Origin of the sequence: Salegentibacter salarius (assembly GCF_900168265.1) — a bacterium.
Lineage (GTDB): Bacteria > Bacteroidota > Bacteroidia > Flavobacteriales > Flavobacteriaceae > Salegentibacter > Salegentibacter salarius.
This window is the reverse complement of sequence record NZ_FVZF01000003.1, coordinates 77,575-98,037: the sequence shown is the minus strand read 5'-3', so window position 1 is coordinate 98,037 and position 20,463 is coordinate 77,575. Positions and strand designations below refer to the sequence as shown.

General features: G+C 37.1%; 16 protein-coding genes. 8 read left to right on the top strand and 8 right to left on the bottom strand.

Translation table 11 applies throughout. The features are described from left to right. Positions 1 to 198: 198 nt before the first annotated feature. The 5 genes from B5440_RS02945 (at position 199) to B5440_RS02925 (ending at position 4,913) form a co-directional block, all read left to right on the top strand. A complete protein-coding gene (locus B5440_RS02945) occupies positions 199 to 1,023 on the top strand; it encodes a DUF4412 domain-containing protein (RefSeq protein WP_079711053.1) in 825 nt (274 codons plus the stop codon). 12 nt (positions 1,024 to 1,035) lie between these two features. Then, positions 1,036 to 1,389 (top strand): DUF4870 domain-containing protein, encoded by a 354-nt coding sequence (locus tag B5440_RS02940; protein ID WP_070054501.1) that lies wholly within the window; start codon positions 1,036 to 1,038, stop codon positions 1,387 to 1,389. A 4-nt stretch (positions 1,390 to 1,393) separates the two neighbouring features. Next, positions 1,394 to 2,128: a hypothetical protein gene (locus B5440_RS02935; protein WP_070054500.1), complete on the top strand. Its 735-nt coding sequence runs from the start codon at positions 1,394 to 1,396 to the stop codon at positions 2,126 to 2,128. Between the two features lie 238 nt (positions 2,129 to 2,366). Then, positions 2,367 to 3,284 (top strand): ribonucleotide-diphosphate reductase subunit beta, encoded by a 918-nt coding sequence (locus B5440_RS02930; protein ID WP_070054499.1) that lies wholly within the window; start codon positions 2,367 to 2,369, stop codon positions 3,282 to 3,284. Between the two features lie 282 nt (positions 3,285 to 3,566). Beyond that, on the top strand, positions 3,567 to 4,913 hold the full coding sequence (locus B5440_RS02925) for a deoxyguanosinetriphosphate triphosphohydrolase (protein WP_070054498.1): 1,347 nt from the start codon (positions 3,567 to 3,569) through the stop codon (positions 4,911 to 4,913). Positions 4,914 to 5,002: 89 nt separating this feature from the next. Here B5440_RS02925 and B5440_RS02920 read toward each other — a convergent pair whose 3' ends face one another. Together B5440_RS02920 and dxs are read right to left on the bottom strand one after the other, a co-directional pair. Then, on the bottom strand, positions 5,003 to 6,025 hold the full coding sequence (locus B5440_RS02920) for a DUF3078 domain-containing protein (RefSeq protein ID WP_070054497.1): 1,023 nt from the start codon (positions 6,023 to 6,025) through the stop codon (positions 5,003 to 5,005). 31 nt (positions 6,026 to 6,056) lie between these two features. Then, positions 6,057 to 7,835, bottom strand: a complete 1,779-nt coding sequence (gene dxs, locus B5440_RS02915; protein ID WP_070054496.1) for a 1-deoxy-D-xylulose-5-phosphate synthase — start codon at positions 7,833 to 7,835, stop codon at positions 6,057 to 6,059. Positions 7,836 to 7,933: 98 nt separating this feature from the next. Here dxs and B5440_RS02910 point away from each other — a divergent pair, with 98 nt between their 5' ends. Together B5440_RS02910 and B5440_RS02905 are read left to right on the top strand one after the other, a co-directional pair. Next, a complete protein-coding gene (locus tag B5440_RS02910) occupies positions 7,934 to 8,383 on the top strand; it encodes a nucleoside deaminase (RefSeq protein ID WP_070054495.1) in 450 nt (149 codons plus the stop codon). 128 nt (positions 8,384 to 8,511) lie between these two features. After that, positions 8,512 to 12,099: a bifunctional metallophosphoesterase/BamA family protein gene (locus B5440_RS02905; protein ID WP_070054494.1), complete on the top strand. Its 3,588-nt coding sequence runs from the start codon at positions 8,512 to 8,514 to the stop codon at positions 12,097 to 12,099. A 110-nt stretch (positions 12,100 to 12,209) separates the two neighbouring features. Here B5440_RS02905 and B5440_RS02900 read toward each other — a convergent pair whose 3' ends face one another. The 3 genes from B5440_RS02900 to sqr are packed head-to-tail and all read right to left on the bottom strand — an operon-like array spanning position 12,210 to position 14,264. Then, positions 12,210 to 12,686, bottom strand: coding sequence for a DsrE/DsrF/DrsH-like family protein (locus B5440_RS02900; protein ID WP_070054493.1), 477 nt, complete (start codon positions 12,684 to 12,686; stop codon positions 12,210 to 12,212). An 18-nt stretch (positions 12,687 to 12,704) separates the two neighbouring features. Beyond that, positions 12,705 to 13,013 carry a TusE/DsrC/DsvC family sulfur relay protein gene (locus B5440_RS02895; RefSeq protein ID WP_070054492.1) on the bottom strand — a complete coding sequence of 103 codons (309 nt, stop codon included), beginning with the start codon at positions 13,011 to 13,013 and terminating at the stop codon, positions 12,705 to 12,707. Between the two features lie 21 nt (positions 13,014 to 13,034). Beyond that, a complete protein-coding gene (gene sqr / locus B5440_RS02890; RefSeq protein ID WP_070054491.1) occupies positions 13,035 to 14,264 on the bottom strand; it encodes a type III sulfide quinone reductase, selenoprotein subtype in 1,230 nt (409 codons plus the stop codon). Between the two features lie 585 nt (positions 14,265 to 14,849). On the opposite strand from sqr, the gene B5440_RS02885 reads away from it, so the two are divergent. Continuing rightward, on the top strand, positions 14,850 to 16,079 hold the full coding sequence (locus tag B5440_RS02885) for a hypothetical protein (protein WP_232756014.1): 1,230 nt from the start codon (positions 14,850 to 14,852) through the stop codon (positions 16,077 to 16,079). A gap of 36 nt (positions 16,080 to 16,115) precedes the next feature. On the opposite strand, the gene B5440_RS02880 is transcribed toward B5440_RS02885, so the two are convergent. From B5440_RS02880 to B5440_RS02870, 3 genes are read right to left on the bottom strand one after another with little or no spacing between them, the layout of a single operon-like run. Continuing rightward, the gene (locus B5440_RS02880; protein WP_070054490.1) at positions 16,116 to 16,586 is read right to left on the bottom strand and encodes a hemerythrin domain-containing protein; all 471 of its coding nucleotides are present in this window, start codon (positions 16,584 to 16,586) and stop codon (positions 16,116 to 16,118) included. A 37-nt stretch (positions 16,587 to 16,623) separates the two neighbouring features. Further along, positions 16,624 to 19,008, bottom strand: coding sequence for an alpha-L-rhamnosidase-related protein (locus B5440_RS02875; protein ID WP_070054489.1), 2,385 nt, complete (start codon positions 19,006 to 19,008; stop codon positions 16,624 to 16,626). A gap of 41 nt (positions 19,009 to 19,049) precedes the next feature. After that, positions 19,050 to 20,417 carry a short-chain fatty acid transporter gene (locus tag B5440_RS02870; RefSeq protein WP_070054488.1) on the bottom strand — a complete coding sequence of 456 codons (1,368 nt, stop codon included), beginning with the start codon at positions 20,415 to 20,417 and terminating at the stop codon, positions 19,050 to 19,052. Positions 20,418 to 20,463 lie beyond the last annotated feature (46 nt).

Below are 20,463 nucleotides of genomic sequence, written 5' to 3'. Positions count from 1 at the left end.
CATTTTATATCATTGATTTTGAGAATAGTATTTTTAATATTCTGAAATATTTTGTACCTTAAAATTTCAAATTTTTACCCCAAAATCCGGCGAACCCCAAGCCGGTAGTTTAAAAACCTCCCTACATTTTTTAATTAATTCAGCCCCAGCCTGTAATCCTAAGGTTTACAGTTTATTTATAATCTAAAATTCGAAATTATGAAAAAGCTAATCTTGTTGGGATTCTCGCTTCTATTCTGCATTTCCACGATGGAGGCACAGTTTCTCAAAAAATTAAAGGAAAAAGTAGAGAAAAAGGTTGAACACGCAGTAACCGAAAATATTTCAGACAAAGCGGCGAATGAAGCTGATAAATCCCTCAATAAAATGTGGGATACCAAGCTTAAAAATAGCCCTATTCCTATGGGCGCTAATAGAGTAGACATTAGTGAAGTGCCCCAATCTTATGATTTTGATTGGGAATATCAGCTAAATATGGAAACCAAGGACGGGAATATAGATATGACGTATCTTCTAAAAGAAGACGCTCCTTATTTCGGGATGCGAATGCCTCAAGCTGAAGGTATGTTTATGGTTCTCGATATGAACAATAAGCTTAGTATAATGTATTTCACTTCTGGCGAAAATAATTTTATAACTGCCAGTAAGTTAGATGATCTTATGAGTAGCGAAGAAGAAACCAATCCATATCAGGATACAGAATTAAAGAAGATTGGCACAAAAAATATTCTGGGATATGAATGCCAGGGTTATGAAGCCGAAACCGAAGAGCACAAGTTCACTTTCTATCTTACGCAGGAGGCACCAATTAGTTTTGCCAACATGTATAGTTCCGAAAAAAGCAACATCCCAAAAGGCTGGAATGCCGATTGGCTAGAAGAAGGAGATGCCTTGATGATGGAAATGCAAATGGTAGATAAAAATAATGCTAACCGCAATGCGAATATGCGCTGTACCGGCCTGGAGAAAAAATCTTTCTCAATAAATAAGGAGGATTACGCTTCCTTGGGTGCATCTAAGTAATAAATAAAAATCATGGAAGACTCAAACACACATACAAACGAGGCTAAAAGTACGTTCGATCCCAAAACAATAGCCATTATTGCCTACTTAACCGTAATTGGATTGGTAGTAGCTTTCGTTTTAAATAACGAGAAAAAAGATGAATTTGCGGCTTTTCATATAAAACAATCTCTTGGATTGGTAATAATTAGCCTGGGACTTTTCATTATAGGCATGATTCCCATTTTAGGCTGGATCTTAAGCTTCCTTGGATCAATATTCCTGTTGTATTTATGGATTGTAGGATTAATTAATGCCATTAACCATAAAACGAAATCCGTTCCAATCCTTGGGCATCAGTTTGAGAAATGGTTCGCCAATATTTAAAGAAATGAAAACAATTAATATAATTTTAATCGTTTGTTTGCTTTTCGGGATCAATGTTCAATCTCAAAACCTAATCGAAGCCCGATTAGATAATTGGGAACATGGGGAAGCAGATTTGGGAGTAATTGATTTTATTACCGGAGAAGCCCAAAAATTTGGAAGTATTGACGAAGATGGAAACATACAAATTAAACTTGAAGCTAATTTTCTTCAAAAAATGAAAGATAAAATGGAGAAAGAACAGGAAAAGGCACCAAAAGGCTGGAAGGCAGCTCTTAAAAATGTTTCCGGCACCTTCGCCTGTTTTTCAGATGATTTAACTTACACGAATGGAGAAGCCAATTTGAGCAGCCTGCCAAAATATCTTGTGGTATACAGGGATAAAAAAGAAGTTCTTGGAGGCATTCTCGCGGCTTCCAATAAGCCTATTGCCGATTACTTTTTTTCTTATGGCGATCTAAATTGTGAAACCGGAAAGTATTTAGAATGGACTTATTTAGACGAACCCGCTGCGGTGAAGGGAACTTGCAGCATTACAACTTTCACCCAAATCCAGGATGAAAGTTTTGAGGAAACAACAGATTATTCACTTGATTTCAAAGAAGGCTGGAATCTTATTGAATATCAAATTACTGAGGTTTTTGAGGGAGCGGACGGGAAAGTGCAACCAAAAACTACAATAGTTCAACGTATAGAAAATATTCCTTCAGATATAAACTGGTATTTCCTACAGGAATAATAATATTTCCCTTATTGGTATTATTTTCAAACGTGACTACAGGCTTATTTTAATATTTTCAACATCCTAATTCCAGAATATCGGTAAAAAGCAAAAAATTAGGGTTCAATGCGCTAATTTTGAACTTTTTATGTTGAAAACTTTGTTGAAATATTAATTATTATATATTAAATAAACAATAATATTTTTTGATATTTGTTAATGATCTTTTATTTAAATTTCATTAATATCGCTTTTTATGAATAGACAGGAACCCAGACTTCGGGACAACAAGGACAGATTTGTAATATTTCCTGTAAAACACAACGATATTTGGGACGCCTACAAAGCCATTGAGGCAAATTTCTGGACAACCGGTGAAATAGATATTCATCAAGATCTTGAAAACTGGAAAGACCTAAACGAAGAAAAACGTTTATTCCTGCATAAGGTAATTGCGCTAATTCTTCATTCAGAACATAATTTGAATGGAAAAAGCACTAATAAACTTAGTGAAAACATCAAACTTCCTGAAGCGAAATCATTTCTTGACTTACAGTCAGTAATGGAAAACACCCATACAGAAACGTATGGTATTTTTTTAAACTCCTTTTTAAATTCCACAGAACAGGAGCAAATATTTAAAGAAATCGAAGCTTTCCCTACCAACACAGCAAGAAAAGAATGGATTAAAAGATGGACCAATAGCCCCTCTTTTGCAGAAAAATTAGTTGCGCTTGCTACCGCAAAGAGTATTTTTTCCTACAGTAGTTTTGCTACTATTTTCTGGATTAAAAACTGTGGTTTACTGCCAGGATTAAGTTATACTTACGAAATGATTTATCGCGACAAAGCACTACACCGCGATTTTGCAACCCACTTATTTAGAGATCACCTTTTAGAGAATATTTCAGATAAAAAAGTTCAGCAAATTATTGGTGAAGCCGTGGCTATAGAAAAAGAAGTTATTTTTAATTTCCTTCCTTTAGAATTAATTGGCTTAACTGCAAAAGCTTTAAACGAATACCTGGATTATGAAAGTAACAGGCTGTTCACTGATCTAATGGTGAACAGAAGTTTAAAGAATGAGAAAGAAAACCTCTTAGAGCAAAGAGCACAAAAACTTTCAAAAAATACAGACAAAAACTTTAATAAAATCAGTAAGAAAACTGATTAGTAAACCACCTCGGAGCAAGGTCGAGATGCATTTATATAAATAATATTTTTAATTTCAAGGCAAGTAATCTCGATTATCGAGTAAAACTGAAACGAGCGTTATATTCCCCAATGTAGCGCAGTTTCAGTTTTTTATTGTGAATTCAGCTTAAATCTTTCCCTTTTATCTCTTCTCTGGAAAGTTTACTTTCAGCAAATAAGCATCAACTAGCTTATATTCTTAAGGCTTTTTCTATTTTTGAAGTGGAAATAATATTTCGGCACTAAATAGCATAAAATTATGATGAACTGGGAGCAACTCCTTTCTTTAAAACGTTTTGGAGACACAAATAAAAGACTGAGAAAAGAGCAAAACGAAACCCGTTTGGGTTTTGAAGTAGATTACGATCGTATTATTTTTTCTTCAGCTTTTAGAAGTTTACAGGACAAAACACAGGTGATCCCACTTTCTAAAACCGATTTTGTACATACTCGGTTAACACATAGTTTAGAAGTTTCTGTAGTAGGTAGATCTTTAGGTAGGCTCGCCGGACAAAAAATCCTGGAAAAGCATCCACAACTCGAAAAAACACACGCTTATAAAATGAATGATTTTGGTGCCATTGTAGCTGCTGCTGCACTTGCACACGATATTGGGAATCCGCCTTTTGGGCATTCCGGAGAAAAAGCGATTGGAGAATATTTTAGCCACGGAAACGGAAAACGCTTTAAAGATGAACTTTCGGCGAAAGAGTACCAGGATCTTGTAAAATTTGAAGGGAACGCCAATGGTTTTAAAATTCTTACACAGAATAAACCGGGCATCTCTGGTGGGCTTCGCCTTTCTTACGCTACTCTGGGTGCTTTTATTAAGTATCCAAAGGAATCACTTCCGCATAAACCCACAACTAATATAGCCGATAAAAAATTCGGGTTTTTCCAGACCGAAAAAGAGATCTTTGAGGAGGTAGCTACAGAACTTGGTCTTCTAAAAACCGGAAAAAATGGAGATATAAGTTATTACAGGCACCCGTTAGCATTTTTAGTAGAAGCAGCAGATGATATTTGTTATACTATAATAGACTTTGAAGACGGGATAAACCTCGGACTTATAGATGAAGATTACGCGCTGGAGTATCTTATAAAACTAGTTAAAGACAATATAAACACCAGTAAATATAATAGCCTTACCAACACGGCCGATAGACTGAGCTACCTAAGAGCTTTAGCCATAAACACCTTAATCACTGAGGCGGTAGAGACCTTTCTGAAAAATGAAGATGCAATTCTGGCCGGTAACTTTCACCACGGCTTATTGGATAAAAGTAAATATGAAGCTCAAATAGACGACATTATTAAAATTAGCATTGAGAAAATATACCAAAGCGAAGAAGTGATTAGCAAAGAAATTGCAGGTTATAAGATGCTTTCACACCTATTAGATACTTATACTGAAGCTTTACTTCCAGAAGAGGATCAGCACGATTCTAATTTTAACCAATTAGTTTTAAAATCGGTTCCAAACCTGGCTGAGCTTCAGGAAAAGTCTAGTGTTTATAAGCGTTTGTTGGAAATCTGTTCTCATACCGCTTCCTTAACCGATGGTTTTACCGTGGCTTCTTTTGAAAAATATAAAGGGATTAAATTATAAGAAACTATTCCTTTAAGAGTGCCTTTGAAGTACTTCACAAAAACTTTAAAATCTTGATAAGAAAATGCCGGCTTAGGCAGCCGGCATCTTTAAAATTCGTAAACGAGGCCCACGCCAAGCATTTGTTTAAACTGAACTCTGGGCCCGGTGGTTTCCAATTCCCCGTCCCCATTTGTATCTTCTTTAAATTTTACATCGTCATCATATCGCAAATGTGAACCAACATTGGCTTTTATAAAGTCGTTTACTTTTAAATTTACGTTTAGCTGCCATTCCACATCGATATTTCCAAATTTGTTTAGGTAATCTGAATACAGACTCAACTGATTATCTAGCTCAACATTTTCAAAAACTTCTTTTGAAAAATCGCTAGTGACCAGGAATCCAAATTCCGTTCTTACTTTTTCCCCTTCTTCCACAATATTGCCAAGCGTATCCCGAACCGCGCCGGTAACACCAAACATCCCTTCATTAGCCAACCTCTGGTCTAAAACAAATGTTGATTTTTGAGTGACAGGAGAAATATACACCTTAAGATCTTCTACAGGATCTGAATATTCACTACCAATACCCAGAAATAGATAACCTGGCGCCATAAATTTAGAGATGGGACTATTGGTATCAGGATATTTGTATCCGTTAGTAAACTGGGTATTAAAGTTAAATTTTGCGGAGTAAAACCAGTTAGAAATCGAATCTTTTCTATAACCAAAAGAAGAACTCAAACGTAATTCATCTTCAGTTTTTCTAAGCTCCTGGCCTTCCTGGGAGTTAATCCCATAACGTACAATTGCTTTATTCCGCCAATTAAGATCATCTTTTTTATAATTTCTTTCCAGGTTACCATAGACCAATGCCGAAATTGAATTATTTCCCCCTGCATTCCAGTTTACAAAAGCAACCTCGCTAAGATTTACCCCTACTTCATTTTTCTCTGTCCAGAAAGTAACCACAACAGAATCCACCTCTGTTTCGGGCGGCACTACTTTAAGAGAATCTGAAGGTTTTATCGTATCGCTATAATTGCCAGGATAGTAATCTGAAATTGAATTTTTTGCGGTTGAATTTAAGTGAATTAAGCAAGCTAAAAGACATAAGACTTTGATTTTCATTAGTTAATTAAGATTTTTCGGAATTGCAAAATTAAAGATTTTGAATAAGAGAGACTATCTCTTCTTCAATATATTGAACGTTAATTTTTGCAATTTCTTGTAACTCATCTATATTTCCCTGTTCGATGAATTCATCTGGCAAGCCTAAATTTCTAATTTTAGCCTTATAATCGTGTTTTGCGGCAAATTCTAAAACCACAGAACCAAAACCTCCGGTCACTACGCCATCTTCGATAGTGATAACCACTTTATATTTTTTAAATACAAAATGCAAAACCTCTTCATCTAAAGGTTTTACAAAACGCATATCATAATGGCCTACTGTTTCGTTTTTCACCTTTTTTATAGCTTTAGTTGCGTTTTGCACCATATTACCAATACTTAACACTGCAATTCTATCTCCTTGCTGTAAGCAGCTGGCTTTTCCTATTTCTACTTCTTCAAAAGGAGTTTCCCACTGTTTTTGAACTCCTCTTCCCCGTGGGTATCTTATCGCCATAGGAAGCCTTAAATCTAGCTGTGCCGTATACAGCAAGTTTCTTAGTTCAGTTTCATTACTGGGTGCTGCAATTATAATATTTGGAATACATCTTAAATAGGCAATATCAAAAACGCCGTGGTGTGTGGCGCCATCTTCTCCCACCAGTCCTGCCCTATCCAGACAGAAAACAACAGGGAGTTTTTGCAGTGCCACATCGTGAATTACCTGGTCGTAAGCGCGTTGTAAAAAAGTAGAATAAATAGCGCAAAAAACCACAAAGCCCTGGGTAGCCATCCCTGCCGAAAGCGTAACCGCATGTTGTTCGGCTATTCCCACATCAAATGCTCTTTCCGGAAATGCCTGCATCATAAACTTCAGGGAGCTTCCTGTGGGCATAGCAGGAGTAATTCCTATAATTTTTTCGTTCTTTTTTGCTAATTCTACCAAAGTGAGACCAAAAACATCCTGATATTTTAGAGGAAGCCCGGCGGTATCATAAGTTAAAAGTTCACCGGTATCGGGTTTAAATTTTCCGGGGGCGTGATATTTTACCTGGTCTTCTTCAGCTTTTTTTAATCCTTTACCCTTTGTAGTAATTACGTGAAGGAATTTTGGACCTTCAATTTGCTTCATTTGTTCAAAAACTTCCAGCAACCCGGCAATATCATGCCCGTCTACAGGACCAAAATATTTAAAATTTAAAGCTTCAATAATATTGCTTTGCTTTGGCTTATAACCCACTCGCGCTTTGGTTAGGTATTGTTTTAAAGCACCCACGCTGGGGTCTATCCCAATAGCATTATCGTTAAGAACAACTAATAAATTAGCTTTGGTCACTCCCGCATGATTTAATCCTTCAAAGGCCATTCCACTGGCAATAGAAGCATCTCCCACCACAGCAATATGATGTTTACTGAATTCTCCCTTTAAATTCGAAGCAATCGCCATTCCAAGCGCTGCAGAGATCGCGGTTGAGGAATGCCCTACCCCAAAAATATCGTACTCACTTTCTTCCCGCTTCGGAAATCCGCTAATACCGTTGAGTCTTCTATTGGTATGAAAATTTTCGCGTCTACCCGTTAAGATCTTATGGCCGTAGGCCTGGTGACCAACATCCCAAACCAGGAGATCTTTAGGCGTATTGAACGCATAATGCAAGGCAATAGTTAATTCTACCACCCCAAGGCTAGCGCCAAGATGCCCTTCTTTGGTGGCTACTATATCTATAATAAACTTACGCAACGCGGTTGAAACTTCCTGTAATCTCTCTGCCGAAAGTTTTCGTAAGTCTTCAGGTGAATGTATTTCTTCTAAAATATTGGGATCCATAGTAAGCAAAGTTAAGCTTTGAAAAGATATTTCTTACAAGGATTTCTTCAGAAGCTAATTTTATAATTTTTATCTTTCCGCAGAAATATTAATCTACAATGCTACAGCCTTACAACGACGAATATTTTATGCGAAAAGCCCTGGAAGAAGCCGAAAAAGCTTTTGAAAGGGGCGAGATTCCCGTAGGCGTTGTTGTGGTGATTAACAATCAAATTATTGCGCGTGGCCATAATCTAAACGAAACCTTGAACGATGTGACCGCTCACGCCGAAATGCAGGCCATAACCGCTGCTGCCAGTTTTCTTGGCGGAAAATATTTAAAAGATTGCACAATGTATGTAAGCCTGGAGCCCTGCCAAATGTGCGCAGGTGCTTTATATTGGAGCCAGATCTCAAAGCTTATTTTTGCCGCCGAAGACCAACAACGTGGTTATCGTAAAACCGGGGTCAAACTCCATCCAAAAACCGAAGTCAAATCTGGTATCCTGGCAGAAGAAGCTTCCTCTTTATTGAAACGCTTTTTTATTCAAAAAAGAAACCTGAATTAATTGAATACTCCCTTAACGTTAAAGACTTGCTAATAACAAGTGTTATAATGCGTTAAAAGCTATTGTAAAACGGCATTTTTTTTCAAAAATTTGACATTCAATAAAAATAATTTTCGTTTTACGCATATATGGGAAATATTCATACGCTTTTAAAACTTACATTTCTTTTCTTATTTTCAGGGATAACGGCAACTGCCCAGGTTACTCCCGGTAAAGAAAAACCTAAATCTCTGGAACATACTTTTTATGTTGCAGGAAATATTGGAAACGACCTTACTGGTGAAGGTCAAAAAGTACTAAAAGCTATTGTAGAAGCTTCTAAAAATGACGAGGAAGCTACCCTGCTGGTGCAAGGGAATTTTCTTCCGTCTAAAGGATTTCCGCAAGAAGGAGAACGGGAAGCTCAAAAGCAATTTCTTAAAAAGAATCTTTTAGATGCCGTTCAGGAATTTAATGGAAAAGTTGTTTTTACTCCCGGCCAAAACGAATGGACAAAAGGTGGCCAAAACCGAATAGACGATCTTGAGTCTTTTCTTCAGGATAACCAATCTAATATTGAAGTTTGGCCAGATGATGGCTGCCCCATAGAAAAAGAAGATATCACTGATGATCTTGTACTTGTAACCGTAGATACCCAATGGTATTTAGAAAACTGGGACGATCACCCAAATATGAATGCTAAATGTGATATAAAAACCAGGGAACGCTTTTTTGCAGAGTTTAAGGATGATATTAAAGATGCCCACGGAAAAACTATTTTAGTTTCACTGCAACACCCGGTGATGAGTAATTCAAAAAGATCTTTTACCGAAAAGATTGGCGGATTTTCTCCACAGGATTATCAAAATGAAGAACATAGATATTTACGAGGCCGGTTAGAAACCCTGGCCAGCCAGTTTGATAATGTGATTTTCATTTCCGGGAAAGATCAAAATCTGCAATATTTAGAAGACGATGGTATTCCACAAATTATAAGCGGAAGCACCGGAAAACCTAAAAAACTAAGCATAAGGAAGGAAAATGAACACTTCGGAACTACTAAAAGTGGTTATGCGAAATTAAAACTCTATAAAAATAACGAAACACTAGTTGAATTCTTCACCATAGAAAATACTGAAAATCCAATTTTCAGCAAGACAATTAAAAGCGACGAACCTAACTGGGATGAAATTGATTTTAAAACCAAAGAGGAAATTGGGGATACTATAAGTGCTTCTATTTATACCGAAGAAGAAACCGATAAATCGGGCTTGTATAAATCGCTTTTTGGAGATTTTTACAGGGATGTTTATAGTACAAAAATAAAGGCTCCTGTGCTATTTCTAGATACGTTAGACGGGAATCTTGAACCGCTAAAAGAAGGCGGTGGTATGCAATCACGTTCCCTGCGATTTATTGCCGACGATAAAAACGAATTCACTATACGTGCACTTAAGAAAAGCGCTACCCGTTTTCTGCAATCTGCAGCTATAAAAGATCATTATATAAAAGATTATATAGAAAATACAGTGGCACAACGCTATGCTTTAGATCTCTTTACCACGGCACATCCTTATGCTCGTTACTCTTTAAAACACATCAACGACTTACTTGAAATAAATGCCGGGAAACCACAAATATTCTATATCCCGAAACAAAAAGCGCTCGGCCTGAATAATGATGAATATGGGAATGAACTTTATATGCTTGAAGCTCACGTAGGTGATGAAAATAAAGAGTTTGAAAAATTTGGCTCTCCTGAAGATATCATTAGTACACGCGATCTTTTAACAGAATTGAAAGAGTCTAAAAATATACAGGCAGATGAAGATAAATTTATAAAAAACCGGTTGGTAGATATGCTAATTGGCGATTGGGACAGGCATTATGACCAATGGAGATGGGCCTTGCATACCCAAAGCGATGGCACCAAACTTTACAAACCTATCCCAAGAGATAGGGATTTTGCATTTCCTAATTACGATGGTTTTATTCCAGATTTAGTGAAACTGGGCTTACCAATTGTGAGAAAAATGGAAACCTATGATGATAACGTAGATAATGTAAAATGGTTTAATCTTTCCGGATACCCTCTAGATCAGCGATTATTGAAAACTTCAGATTGGGAAGATTGGCAGGAGCAAGTGAACTTTATTCAGTCTCAGCTTACCAACGAAGAAATAGAAACTGCTTTTGAAGCTTTACCCGAAGCAGTTCAGGATAAAACCATAGAAGATATTAAAGCACACCTTAAGGCCAGAAGAGATAATTTAGGCGACATTGCTCAACGATATTACAACTACCTCCAGGAATTCCAGGTATTACCCGGAACCGAGGAAGATGATGTTTTTAATATTATAAGAAAAGAAAACGGTATTACTGCTATAGAGATGATTAATGAAGATGGAAAAGAAGTCTTCAGTAAATCTTATAATTCTGAAGCTACCGATGAGATTTGGATCTACGGCCTTGATGGTGATGATACTTTTAAAGTTACCGGTAATGGAGAAAATCTTATTAGAATCAATGTTATTGGAGGAGAAGAAAATGACATTTACGATTTTGAAAATACACGTAAAATTAAATTGTACGATCACAAAACCAAGGAAAACACCATTACCAATCCAAAATCTAAAAAATGGTTGGTAGATGATTACGAGATCAATACATATGATCCTGACAAGCGCAAACAAAGTGAGAATAAAATTATGCCCCAGGTAGATTATAATGGGGATGAGGGACTTTCCCTTGGACTAAAAGACACCTACACTACTTACGGATTAACCAATAATCCGTTTAACACGCAACATAGTTTTGATGCCTCCTATTATTTCGCCACAAATGGCTTTGAAGTAGGATATTTTGGGGAATTTGCCCACATTTTCTATAACTGGAACCTTGGAATAGATGCGCGTTATACCAGTCCTAATTTTGCTTTAAACTATTTTGGTGAAGGCATAGAATCAGAAAATATGCGAGACAGTTTTGGTCGTGATTATAACCGTGTAAGGATTGAGCAATGGAAAATTGCCCCATCACTAATTTGGCGCGGAAATTCGGGCGGAAGTTTTTATGCGAAACCTTTCTTACAATCAAGAGAAGTGTCTTATGATGAAGAACGATTTATAGCCGATGCTTTTGATGAAGAGAACGACCTTTTTAATCAGCAACTTTATGCTGGGGGGGAATTAAACTACCATTATGAAAATAGGGGTAACCCTGCATATCCAGCACGCGGATTTGAAGCCGATATTACCACGGGTTACAAAACTAATATTGACGAATACAATAATGAATTTGCCTATATAAGTCCGTCTCTAGCCATAGATTATCCATTACACGAAAGCGGAATAGCTGTCCTGGCCACCAAAATAGGCGGAAAAGTTATTATTGGTGATAATTATGAATACTATGACGGTGCTATTCTTGGCGGAAACGAAAACCTAAGAGCCTACCGTTGGGAACGCTTCAACGGGAAGCAATCTTTCTACCACTCTACCGATCTTAGGGTTGGCATAAGCCGATTTAAAACGAATTTCATTCCGTTGCAAATTGGAGTAAGCGCAGGTTTCGATTACGGTCGTGTTTGGGCTGAAGGTTCTAATTCAGAACAATGGCGAAACAATTATGGTGGATCTATCTGGATAAATGGCTTTAGCGCTTTTACCGCAAACACCGGTTATTATTATGGTGATGATGGAGGAAGATTAACCTTTACCTTCGGGTTCAAATTTTAACCCACAGCCGAAGAAGCTATTTTCAACAAAATTTTACTTAAAAGAAAAAAGACAGGCAGAGCTGAAAAATTCAAGCTCTGCCTGTCCAAACAACCAAACATCATGTTCTTTTAAACAAATAACATTTGCGTTCCATCCTGGTCGGCTCTATTATAAAAATCACCGATAGTCAGGATTCCGTCCATATCATCTATTAGATCTTTTTCTTCCAGGTGAAACATATCTACCGCCAGTTTACAACCCCATAATTTCACTCCTGAAGCCGAGAGAATTTCAAGAAACTCGTCTACCGGAGGCATATCAAGTTTTTCCATCTCTTTTTTCATCATTCTTGTAGCGATAGCTTCCATACCCGGTAACCCCCCTACCATGGTAGGAATATGCATCGCCGGATTACCAACTGTTGCTACATGAAGGTTATTCAGTTTTTTCTTTTGCACGGCCTCCAGACCGAAAAAAGTAAAGAATATTTCTGCTTCAATGCCTTCCATTCTCGCTCCATTAGCCATAATAAAAGCTGCATATACGTTCTCTATGGTAGCCTTCGATAAAATAAAGAGCATCTTTTTAACTTTTGTAGTACTCATAGTTGTAAGTTTTAGTGGTTAAATACAGCTTTTGGGTTTAGGCACACCGGCAATCTTGGTAGAGATCTTTAATGGTCCTCCCGGGAAAAGAGCATAAAACTCTTTTATATCAAGCACACCGCTTTTTTTAATCCCTCTTATCGATAAGGCTTTGTCTGCTTTTACCTGTTCCTGAATCCAGTTGATAACTTCCCAATGGCGCGGAGTCATTTCAATCCCTTCCTCTTTAGCGATTTGCTCTCCCACTTCTTTATTCCATTGAGAGAAATCGGTTAAATATCCTTCCTGGTTTCTATCTACGTTTAATGTGTTTACTTGAGTTTCCATGATATTGATTTTAAATTATTATTATAGTTTTTTTCCTTTTGTACTCATATTTCGGCCAACGAATGGAATTGGAATTCCTTTTAAAAGCATGTTCCAGTAGATCCATCGAAAAGCCAGTTTCCCCCAGTGATTAAACACGCTTTCTTTTAGCAATTTTAAGGGACCTATAACGGAAAACGGGAAAGTTCCTTCTACAGGTTCCTGTTTATAATTAAAGTCTATCAACAGGGCTTTATTATCACCGGTTTCAATAAAGCAGTTGGCGTGGCCGTCAAATTCCTCTTTAAGAGGCTTTCCATCTTTATAAAGCAAGATGTTATCTGTAAGGGTTTCTGATTGAAAGTGGGCTACCGAGCCGGCTTTAGAAGCAGGAACATCAGTAGCATCTCCAATCACAAAAACATTTTCGTGATCTTTAGACTGAAGGGTGTGATGATCTGTAGGAACGAAATTTAAGTCGTCTCCCATCCCAGAGCGTTCTATCACATCGTCACCCATATTGGTTGGAATGGTTACCAGGAGATCGTATTCCACTTCTTTTCCGCCGTAATCAATAATTTTATTATTCTCATTATCCACGCTTTCTATGGCGAAATCTATCTCAAGATTTATTTTCTTTTCTTCAAGTAAGTAACCAAGTGTTTCAGCACTTTTCTCTTTGGTAAAAGCTCCTGAAAGAGGAGTTACATAAGTAAGTTCCACCTTATCACGCATTCCTTTTTCCTTGAAATAGGAATCAGCTAAAAATGCAAATTCCAGGGGTGCTACGGGACATTTTATTGGCATCTCGGTGAGATGAACCACCATTTTACCTCCCTGCCAGTCTCTAAGCTTATTTCGTAGTGCCAAAGCACCTTCATAAGTATAAAAATCAAAAACATTTTTGTGCCAGTTCTTACCTTTCATTCCTTCCACTTCTTCGGGGGCAATTTTAGAACCGGTAGCGATTATAAGGATATCATAGTTAATAGTTTCATCTTCCAGTTTTACCTTGTTTTCTTCAGGGAAAATTCTATCTATTTTCTTTTGAACATAATTTACTCCGTTAGGAATAAACTTTTTTCCTACTTTTTTAACCTGGTCTTCGGTGTATATATCGAAAGGCAGAAATAAAAATCCAGGCTGGTAGTAATGCGTTTTATTTTGGTCTACGATGGTAATCTGCCACTGATCTTTTTTTAATTTGGACCGAAGCTGGTTCGCCATCATCGTTCCTGCTGTTCCGGCTCCAAGTATGAGTAAATTTTTCATGATGTACTGGTTTAATAACTTACTCAAAGATACCTACAGGACTGATTTTCAAATGCAACCAAAGTTACATAGACCATTTTCACATTTTTTGAACAGATTAGTATATTTTGTGATTATATTTTATGTAAAATAATTTTTAGTGGTGATTAATTAAATTATTATTGGTTAAAATTCATTTAAATGAATTTATTATAATTTTTAAACAGAATTTTTAAATATGACGAGGATCAGTTTTACCCAATTATTTTTTGTAATTAAAGTTCAGACCGAATGATTTATATGTAGAAACTAATAGAAGTTGAAAAACTTCGGTTGTTTCAATATTCGTTTTTATCAATTTTTTCCATAATCCAGCTATAAACAGGCTTCGCCATTTCCACAGTCACAGGAATCCAGTAATGGAAAATTTCCACAGTATTGGGTATAAATTCCTGAGATAGTAAATATCTCACCAGAATATCTTTAAAACCCTAAACCGTCTAATCCCTCGCACAGAGAGAGCTCAATGAGGAAAACACGCTTTATTCTACAGATATTCATTTTAGGTAAGGATATTGGATTTAAAGAGATAAATAGATATAAAAAATGTCTCCAGATATAAACCTTATTCATAACCTGTTGCAAGCGATAATGCTTATTCCGTTTTTGCACCTGGTAAATCAATATATTTTTAAAAAGATTAGTGAAAAGCACGATTTTTTCTCGGCAAACCTGATGAATAAATTGTTCTATTACCACTTAATATTTGCCGGAATTTATTATACCTATGCATTCTTTAACCCTTCAGATTCTAAAAGGTATTTTAGAGTACCGGGAAAAGAAGGCAAAACCTGGGACGGCTTTTTAGAAACCGGCACCTCTTTTATAGATTTCATCTCCTATCCGTTTATTAATTTCTTCGGATTTAGCTACGAAATGATGATGCTGCTTTTTAGCTGGATCGGCTTTATGGGCTTTGTCTATGCCTACTTGTTTTTTAAAGAAAATATCGCACTAAATATTAAGGTATTCAAAAAAATAGATTTCTTAGTACTAATACTTTTCCTACCCAATATGCACTTCTGGACAGCATCTTTAGGAAAAGGTGCTCCAATATTCCTGGGATTAATGCTATTCGCTTATGCTCTTAGAAAGCCCAAGAACAGGATTTTTAGCTTAAGTTTGGGATCACTCCTGGTTTTCGCCATTAGGCCCCATATGTTCTTGTTACTGGCCGGTGCAGGGATGTTGAGTATATTTATTAATAAAAACCAGATAAGCTTAAAGCAAAAAGCTATTTTCGTAGGTGCAATCACTGGAGTTTTATTGCTTTTTCACAAGCAAATTCTTGAAGTAGTAAACCTCGGAAATTCGCAAAACCTAATCGCCGATTTTCTTTCTTTTACTGAAAACAGGGCAAAAGATTTGGATAACGCGACTTCAGGAGTCCCAATGACCGACTATTCACTTATTGAAAAATTCTTTACATTCTGGTTTAGACCTTTATTTTTTGATGCACCGGGAATTCTTGGAGTGATCGTATCTATAGAGAATTTTATCTATTTGTTGTTATTCGGAAAGTTGTTTAAAAAGAGCTTCTTTGGATTCTTAAAGACAGCACCGGGACACGTAAAACTAAGCCTGATCTTGTTTTTCACCACCTCTTTCGCAATGACTTTTGTAATGTCTAATTTGGGAATAATTTTAAGACAGAAATCAATGATCATGTATTTCTTGTTTTTTGTGATCTATTATTTCCTTGCTTACGAAAAAGACACTGTATTTAGATTAAAACAAGAGGTGACCGAAAGAAAGACGCTGGCAGAAGCTGCCTAATTTTTGTTAAATTCAAGCAGTTATTGAATATTGAAATTATTTCCAAAACTCATCTTCCCAAAGGCCGCATGAAATTTCTTTCTCGTGGTGTTCCTGAATATGCTGAAGTTCTTCGGTTGAAGCTTGTTCCTGGATTTTATTAAAAAGAACCCGCTCTTCAAACCTAATATGGCCTTCCAGATCATTCTGGATCATTTCTAATGCAAGCGCTATTTCATTTTTCTGAAGAAATAACGAGGCAAGATGCTCGTGCTCTTCCAGCGCCTGTTTTACCAAATCATTTTCAGCACCCAAAACCGGAAATACATATTTTTCTTCAATTTTAAAATGCTCTTCTAACTGGTTTTCCCAAAACCAATCGGTATAATTTTTAATTCGCTGCGGTTCGATTCCTTTTTCAAAACCTTTTCTAATTTTCCAGCATAACAAAAGCCCCTGGTGGTGCTCTCTACTTAATGGCTGAATGGCTATATGTCTTTTTATTGGTTTGTTCTTTGGCGGTACCATAATGTGAAAAATTGATTCCTATATAAAATAAGAAATCTTAGTTTGTTTCTAATGAAATTTCCAATTTATCTGAATTCCCTTTAATAATTAAGTCTCCATTGACTTTAGAAACCTCAAGGTTTTCAGTCATCATTTTATATTCTGAATTTGAATAGTTGGTTAAAATAAGTTCTATCTCCCAGTCTTCCTCCTGAGTAATTTCAATATTCAATTCACCATTAGATTTTGAAAAATAAACCGAAACTTCATTTTCGCCTATAACCACGTTTTCCAAAGAAGCTTCGTTCCAGGTTTTAGGCATTTGCGGCTGTACTACTATTTTCTTATTCAAGGCATCGGGCTTAATCCCAAAGAATTGATTTACGATCGGTACTGCGTATCCATAAATATTCCAGGCCTGCGAGATCATTCCGTAATCTGGGGAAACTTCATACATACTGCCGGGAAATGCAAAACTAAAACTGCGCGTCATTCGTTCCATATAATCAAGAGCTTTTTCGGGTCTTCCGTAATTATTTTCCGCAATAATTTGCACCGCCGTTGGCAGCGTCATAACAGCTCCTGTATAGGTAAAAACTTCTCCTCCTTTAAAAGAACTTTCTTCGGTTTTTTCCACCTCATCACGATCTATCCCGGTAACAAACACTCCAAACGGATTTCTATATCTTTCTGCAGTATTCAAAGCTTTAATCGCCCTGGCAGAATCGGCTATTTTCATCTCCATTGGCGTATTAACTACCCAATTATGATGCACTACATAAGGCCGTGAACCTTCCGAGGGGTTAGCTAATATTTTTGATTTGGTTTCTTTTAATTCTTTTACCGCCCAGGGTTTTTCTAAAGTATCAGCCCTTACAATTGCATCATCAATTAACCGCAGTGCCTGCTTGTCGGTTCCTATAAAATCGGCATAAGAATTAAATTCTTCAGACCAGAATTCTTCGTTTATTTTGTTTTTTAATTTATTGGCTACATCCTCATATTCTTCAGCCAAGTGCTTTTCACCAAGGATTTCAGCCATTTTTGAAGCGTCTGCGAATCCTTTCTGGCTATAAACGGCTACATCTATCATTTCGCTATCCAGCCCGTGAATTTCCATCATCCCAAAACCTTCGGGAAAAAGATTAGCATCGGTATCCTGCGTCTGCAGCCAATCCAGGCCTTTCTTAATAGTGGGAAAATATCTTTTTAGAAATTCAAGATCGCCATTCCATTTAAAGATCTCCCAAATAAGCGATGCAAATTGCGGTGTTTCATTGATATTTCCGTCATTAAAAACGGCGCCATTTGTAGACATTTCGTGAATAATCTTCCCATTAGCATTCACCACATTGCTCATACTATCCAGCAATTTAATAGTACCATAAACTGCATCGGTTTGGCCAACCATCATATACCCCTGCAGTGCATATTCGCTATCTACTCCAAACCACCAGGGATAATCTGGAATTCCGGCGGTGATCCCGGTGCCAATTCCAGGCACAGTTTGCACTAACCAATCGCTGTTGTATTTAAGCCATTCAAAAGCCTCTTCAATATTCTTATTGGGAATGGTAAGTTTAGATCTATTAGCCAGGTTTTTATAACGTTCTCTTTTATCGGCAACATGAGATTTCAAGTTTTGCCCGATTTCATTATATGTTTTAAGCGCAGCCTCCTTACTTTCAAAAGAACCGGCAATGGTGAAATTAAGTACTTCTTGCTGCCCGGCGGGAATACTTAGTTTATAAGTCTGTGATGCCGAAACTCCTTTCCCCTTATAATTGGTTTTCGTTTGTTCATGTTTTTCCGAAGTTCTTTTTGCACCAAAAACAGTAAACCAGAGATTATTTTCGTCTTTTACCAACCAGGCATTTTCCTTTGGTAGGAATTCAGCGATATCTTTATGATCTTTCATGCCGGTGCGATCACCCAGCCAGGTAGGTCTAAGATCTGTTGAAGCTTTAAATATAAAATCGGTATTTATTTTTTCAGAAGAATTATTCTGAATAATATACTGTACTGCCAGACCTTCTTCGCCATCGGGAACAAATTGCCAGCGGGTAATCTCAACTTCTTCATCTTTCAAATGAAAAATATGTTTTCCGGTGAAAGGATAATTAACGAATTCTGATGCATTATTTAATTCGATCTTCTCTTCGTTCAAAATGATTTCTGCAGAAAAACCATCTAAAAGTTTAATAGGATGATTCCAAACACCGCCCATTTCGCCTTCAATATGCCAGCCGAGTTGCGGAAAACTACCATTTTGATGGCCAACTACATACACGCGATCTCCCGCAGTGACAAAAGGCGAGTCCAGGTATTCAGCCTTCCCCGTTATATTGGGACTATTCTGGGTCCAATCATTAAAGTTTTCCTGCGCAATTAAATAATTGATACATAGAAGAAAACAACAGCTGTAAATGAAGATATTTTTCATAACTGAAATTTACAAAACTTAGGTTTAATCTTTGGCAGGGTTTATACCAATAGCAATCCTGCTATATAAACAAGACTTCCCACCAACATCATTACCAGCGTATAGGGCAGGATTTCCCGGGCTTTTAGTTTGGTGATAGCAAGTAATGGCAACGCCCAGAAAGGTTGCAGCATATTCGTTATTTGGTCTCCATAGGCCAAAGCCATTACGGCTTTATTAAGTGGCACTCCAAGTTTTAATGCACTTTCTAAAATTATTGGTCCCTGCACCGCCCACTGACCGCCGCCACTGGGTACAAAAATATTTACCAGGCCTGCACTAAAGAAGCTATAAACCGGTAAACTAACATCGGTTGCAACACTCACAAAAAAACCGGAAATATCACTTACCAAACCCGTTTCCCGCATTATGCCCATTATTCCAAAATACAACGGAAATTGGATTAAAATAGCCGCTGCTCCTCCAATGGCTTCTTCTAAAGCTTTTAAAAATGAAGCAAAAGACTCATGTAATAAAACACACAAGCAAAGCATTAGAAAATTCAGCATATTAGGCGTAAGGTTTCCTGCAGAAATTTCATCAGAATAACTGGCGAAAAAAGCGGCTAGAAGAAGAAATCCAAAAATCAATCTTAGTGAGTTTGAATGATCTAGTTTTTCAGCACCGGTGATCTTTGCGATATGATTTGTTTTTGTTTCAGCTTCAATTTTCACCGTTTTCGATTCACTGATCCTGGAAAGAAAATACAGTGTAAGCGGAATAAACACTAATAAAGTTCCGAAAATCAATAAATTCCAGGAAGAAAAAATGGTACTCGTGGTAGGAAGACTATTGGGCAATTGTGAAAGAAATTCCGCACCTGCTCCCGGAAAGAGACTGGCTAAATGGCCTTCTTCAGCCGCTTTTAAGGGTGCGCTACCGCTCATTCCGCCGTGCCAAACCATTAAGCCAACATAACCCGCAGCACCAATTAAGGGGTAATTAATTTTAAAGCCTCTATTGGAAGCTGCTTCGGCAACTTTCCTCGCCATTATTGCTCCAAAGATCAATCCCAGTCCCCAGTTAAAAAATGCTACTAACATTGTAGAAACCGAAACGATAATTACTGCGCTCGCGTTTCCTGTCACTATTTTGGTTAACTGACTCGTTAGCCAGGAAACAGGTTTGCTTAGTACTAAGATGTGGCCCAAAACCAAAATGAGCATCATTTGCACCATAAACACAATAAGTGAGGGGTCCCACATCCCGGTTTGCCAGAAATCGAGGATTTGAATGGCAGAATTTGTATTGGTTTCTCCCGTAAAAAAGAAGGCGACAAAAAGGGTAATTAACGTAAGTAGCACCGCTAAAGTAAAGGGAGCAGGGATGAGTTTTTTAAAGGTATTTTCTATGAAATTGCTAAGGTTCAAATTTTTAGATTTATACGTACTGATCTACCAAAAACTGACTGTATTA

What these genes read in the sequence shown, in the direction of transcription:
- B5440_RS02945 (WP_079711053.1), top strand. Translation starts at nt 199, where the DNA reads ATGAAAAAGCTAATCTTGTTGGGATTCTCGCTTCTATTCTGCATTTCC.
- B5440_RS02885 (WP_232756014.1), top strand. Translation starts at nt 14,850, where the DNA reads ATGTCTCCAGATATAAACCTTATTCATAACCTGTTGCAAGCGATAATG.
- dxs (WP_070054496.1), bottom strand. Translation starts at nt 7,835, where the DNA reads ATGGATCCCAATATTTTAGAAGAAATACATTCACCTGAAGACTTACGA.
- B5440_RS02905 (WP_070054494.1), top strand. Translation starts at nt 8,512, where the DNA reads ATGGGAAATATTCATACGCTTTTAAAACTTACATTTCTTTTCTTATTT.
- B5440_RS02880 (WP_070054490.1), bottom strand. Translation starts at nt 16,586, where the DNA reads ATGGTACCGCCAAAGAACAAACCAATAAAAAGACATATAGCCATTCAG.
- B5440_RS02920 (WP_070054497.1), bottom strand. Translation starts at nt 6,025, where the DNA reads ATGAAAATCAAAGTCTTATGTCTTTTAGCTTGCTTAATTCACTTAAAT.
- B5440_RS02925 (WP_070054498.1), top strand. Translation starts at nt 3,567, where the DNA reads ATGAACTGGGAGCAACTCCTTTCTTTAAAACGTTTTGGAGACACAAAT.
- B5440_RS02895 (WP_070054492.1), bottom strand. Translation starts at nt 13,013, where the DNA reads ATGGAAACTCAAGTAAACACATTAAACGTAGATAGAAACCAGGAAGGA.
- sqr (WP_070054491.1), bottom strand. Translation starts at nt 14,264, where the DNA reads ATGAAAAATTTACTCATACTTGGAGCCGGAACAGCAGGAACGATGATG.
- B5440_RS02875 (WP_070054489.1), bottom strand. Translation starts at nt 19,008, where the DNA reads ATGAAAAATATCTTCATTTACAGCTGTTGTTTTCTTCTATGTATCAAT.
- B5440_RS02900 (WP_070054493.1), bottom strand. Translation starts at nt 12,686, where the DNA reads ATGAGTACTACAAAAGTTAAAAAGATGCTCTTTATTTTATCGAAGGCT.
- B5440_RS02930 (WP_070054499.1), top strand. Translation starts at nt 2,367, where the DNA reads ATGAATAGACAGGAACCCAGACTTCGGGACAACAAGGACAGATTTGTA.
- B5440_RS02910 (WP_070054495.1), top strand. Translation starts at nt 7,934, where the DNA reads ATGCTACAGCCTTACAACGACGAATATTTTATGCGAAAAGCCCTGGAA.
- B5440_RS02940 (WP_070054501.1), top strand. Translation starts at nt 1,036, where the DNA reads ATGGAAGACTCAAACACACATACAAACGAGGCTAAAAGTACGTTCGAT.
- B5440_RS02935 (WP_070054500.1), top strand. Translation starts at nt 1,394, where the DNA reads ATGAAAACAATTAATATAATTTTAATCGTTTGTTTGCTTTTCGGGATC.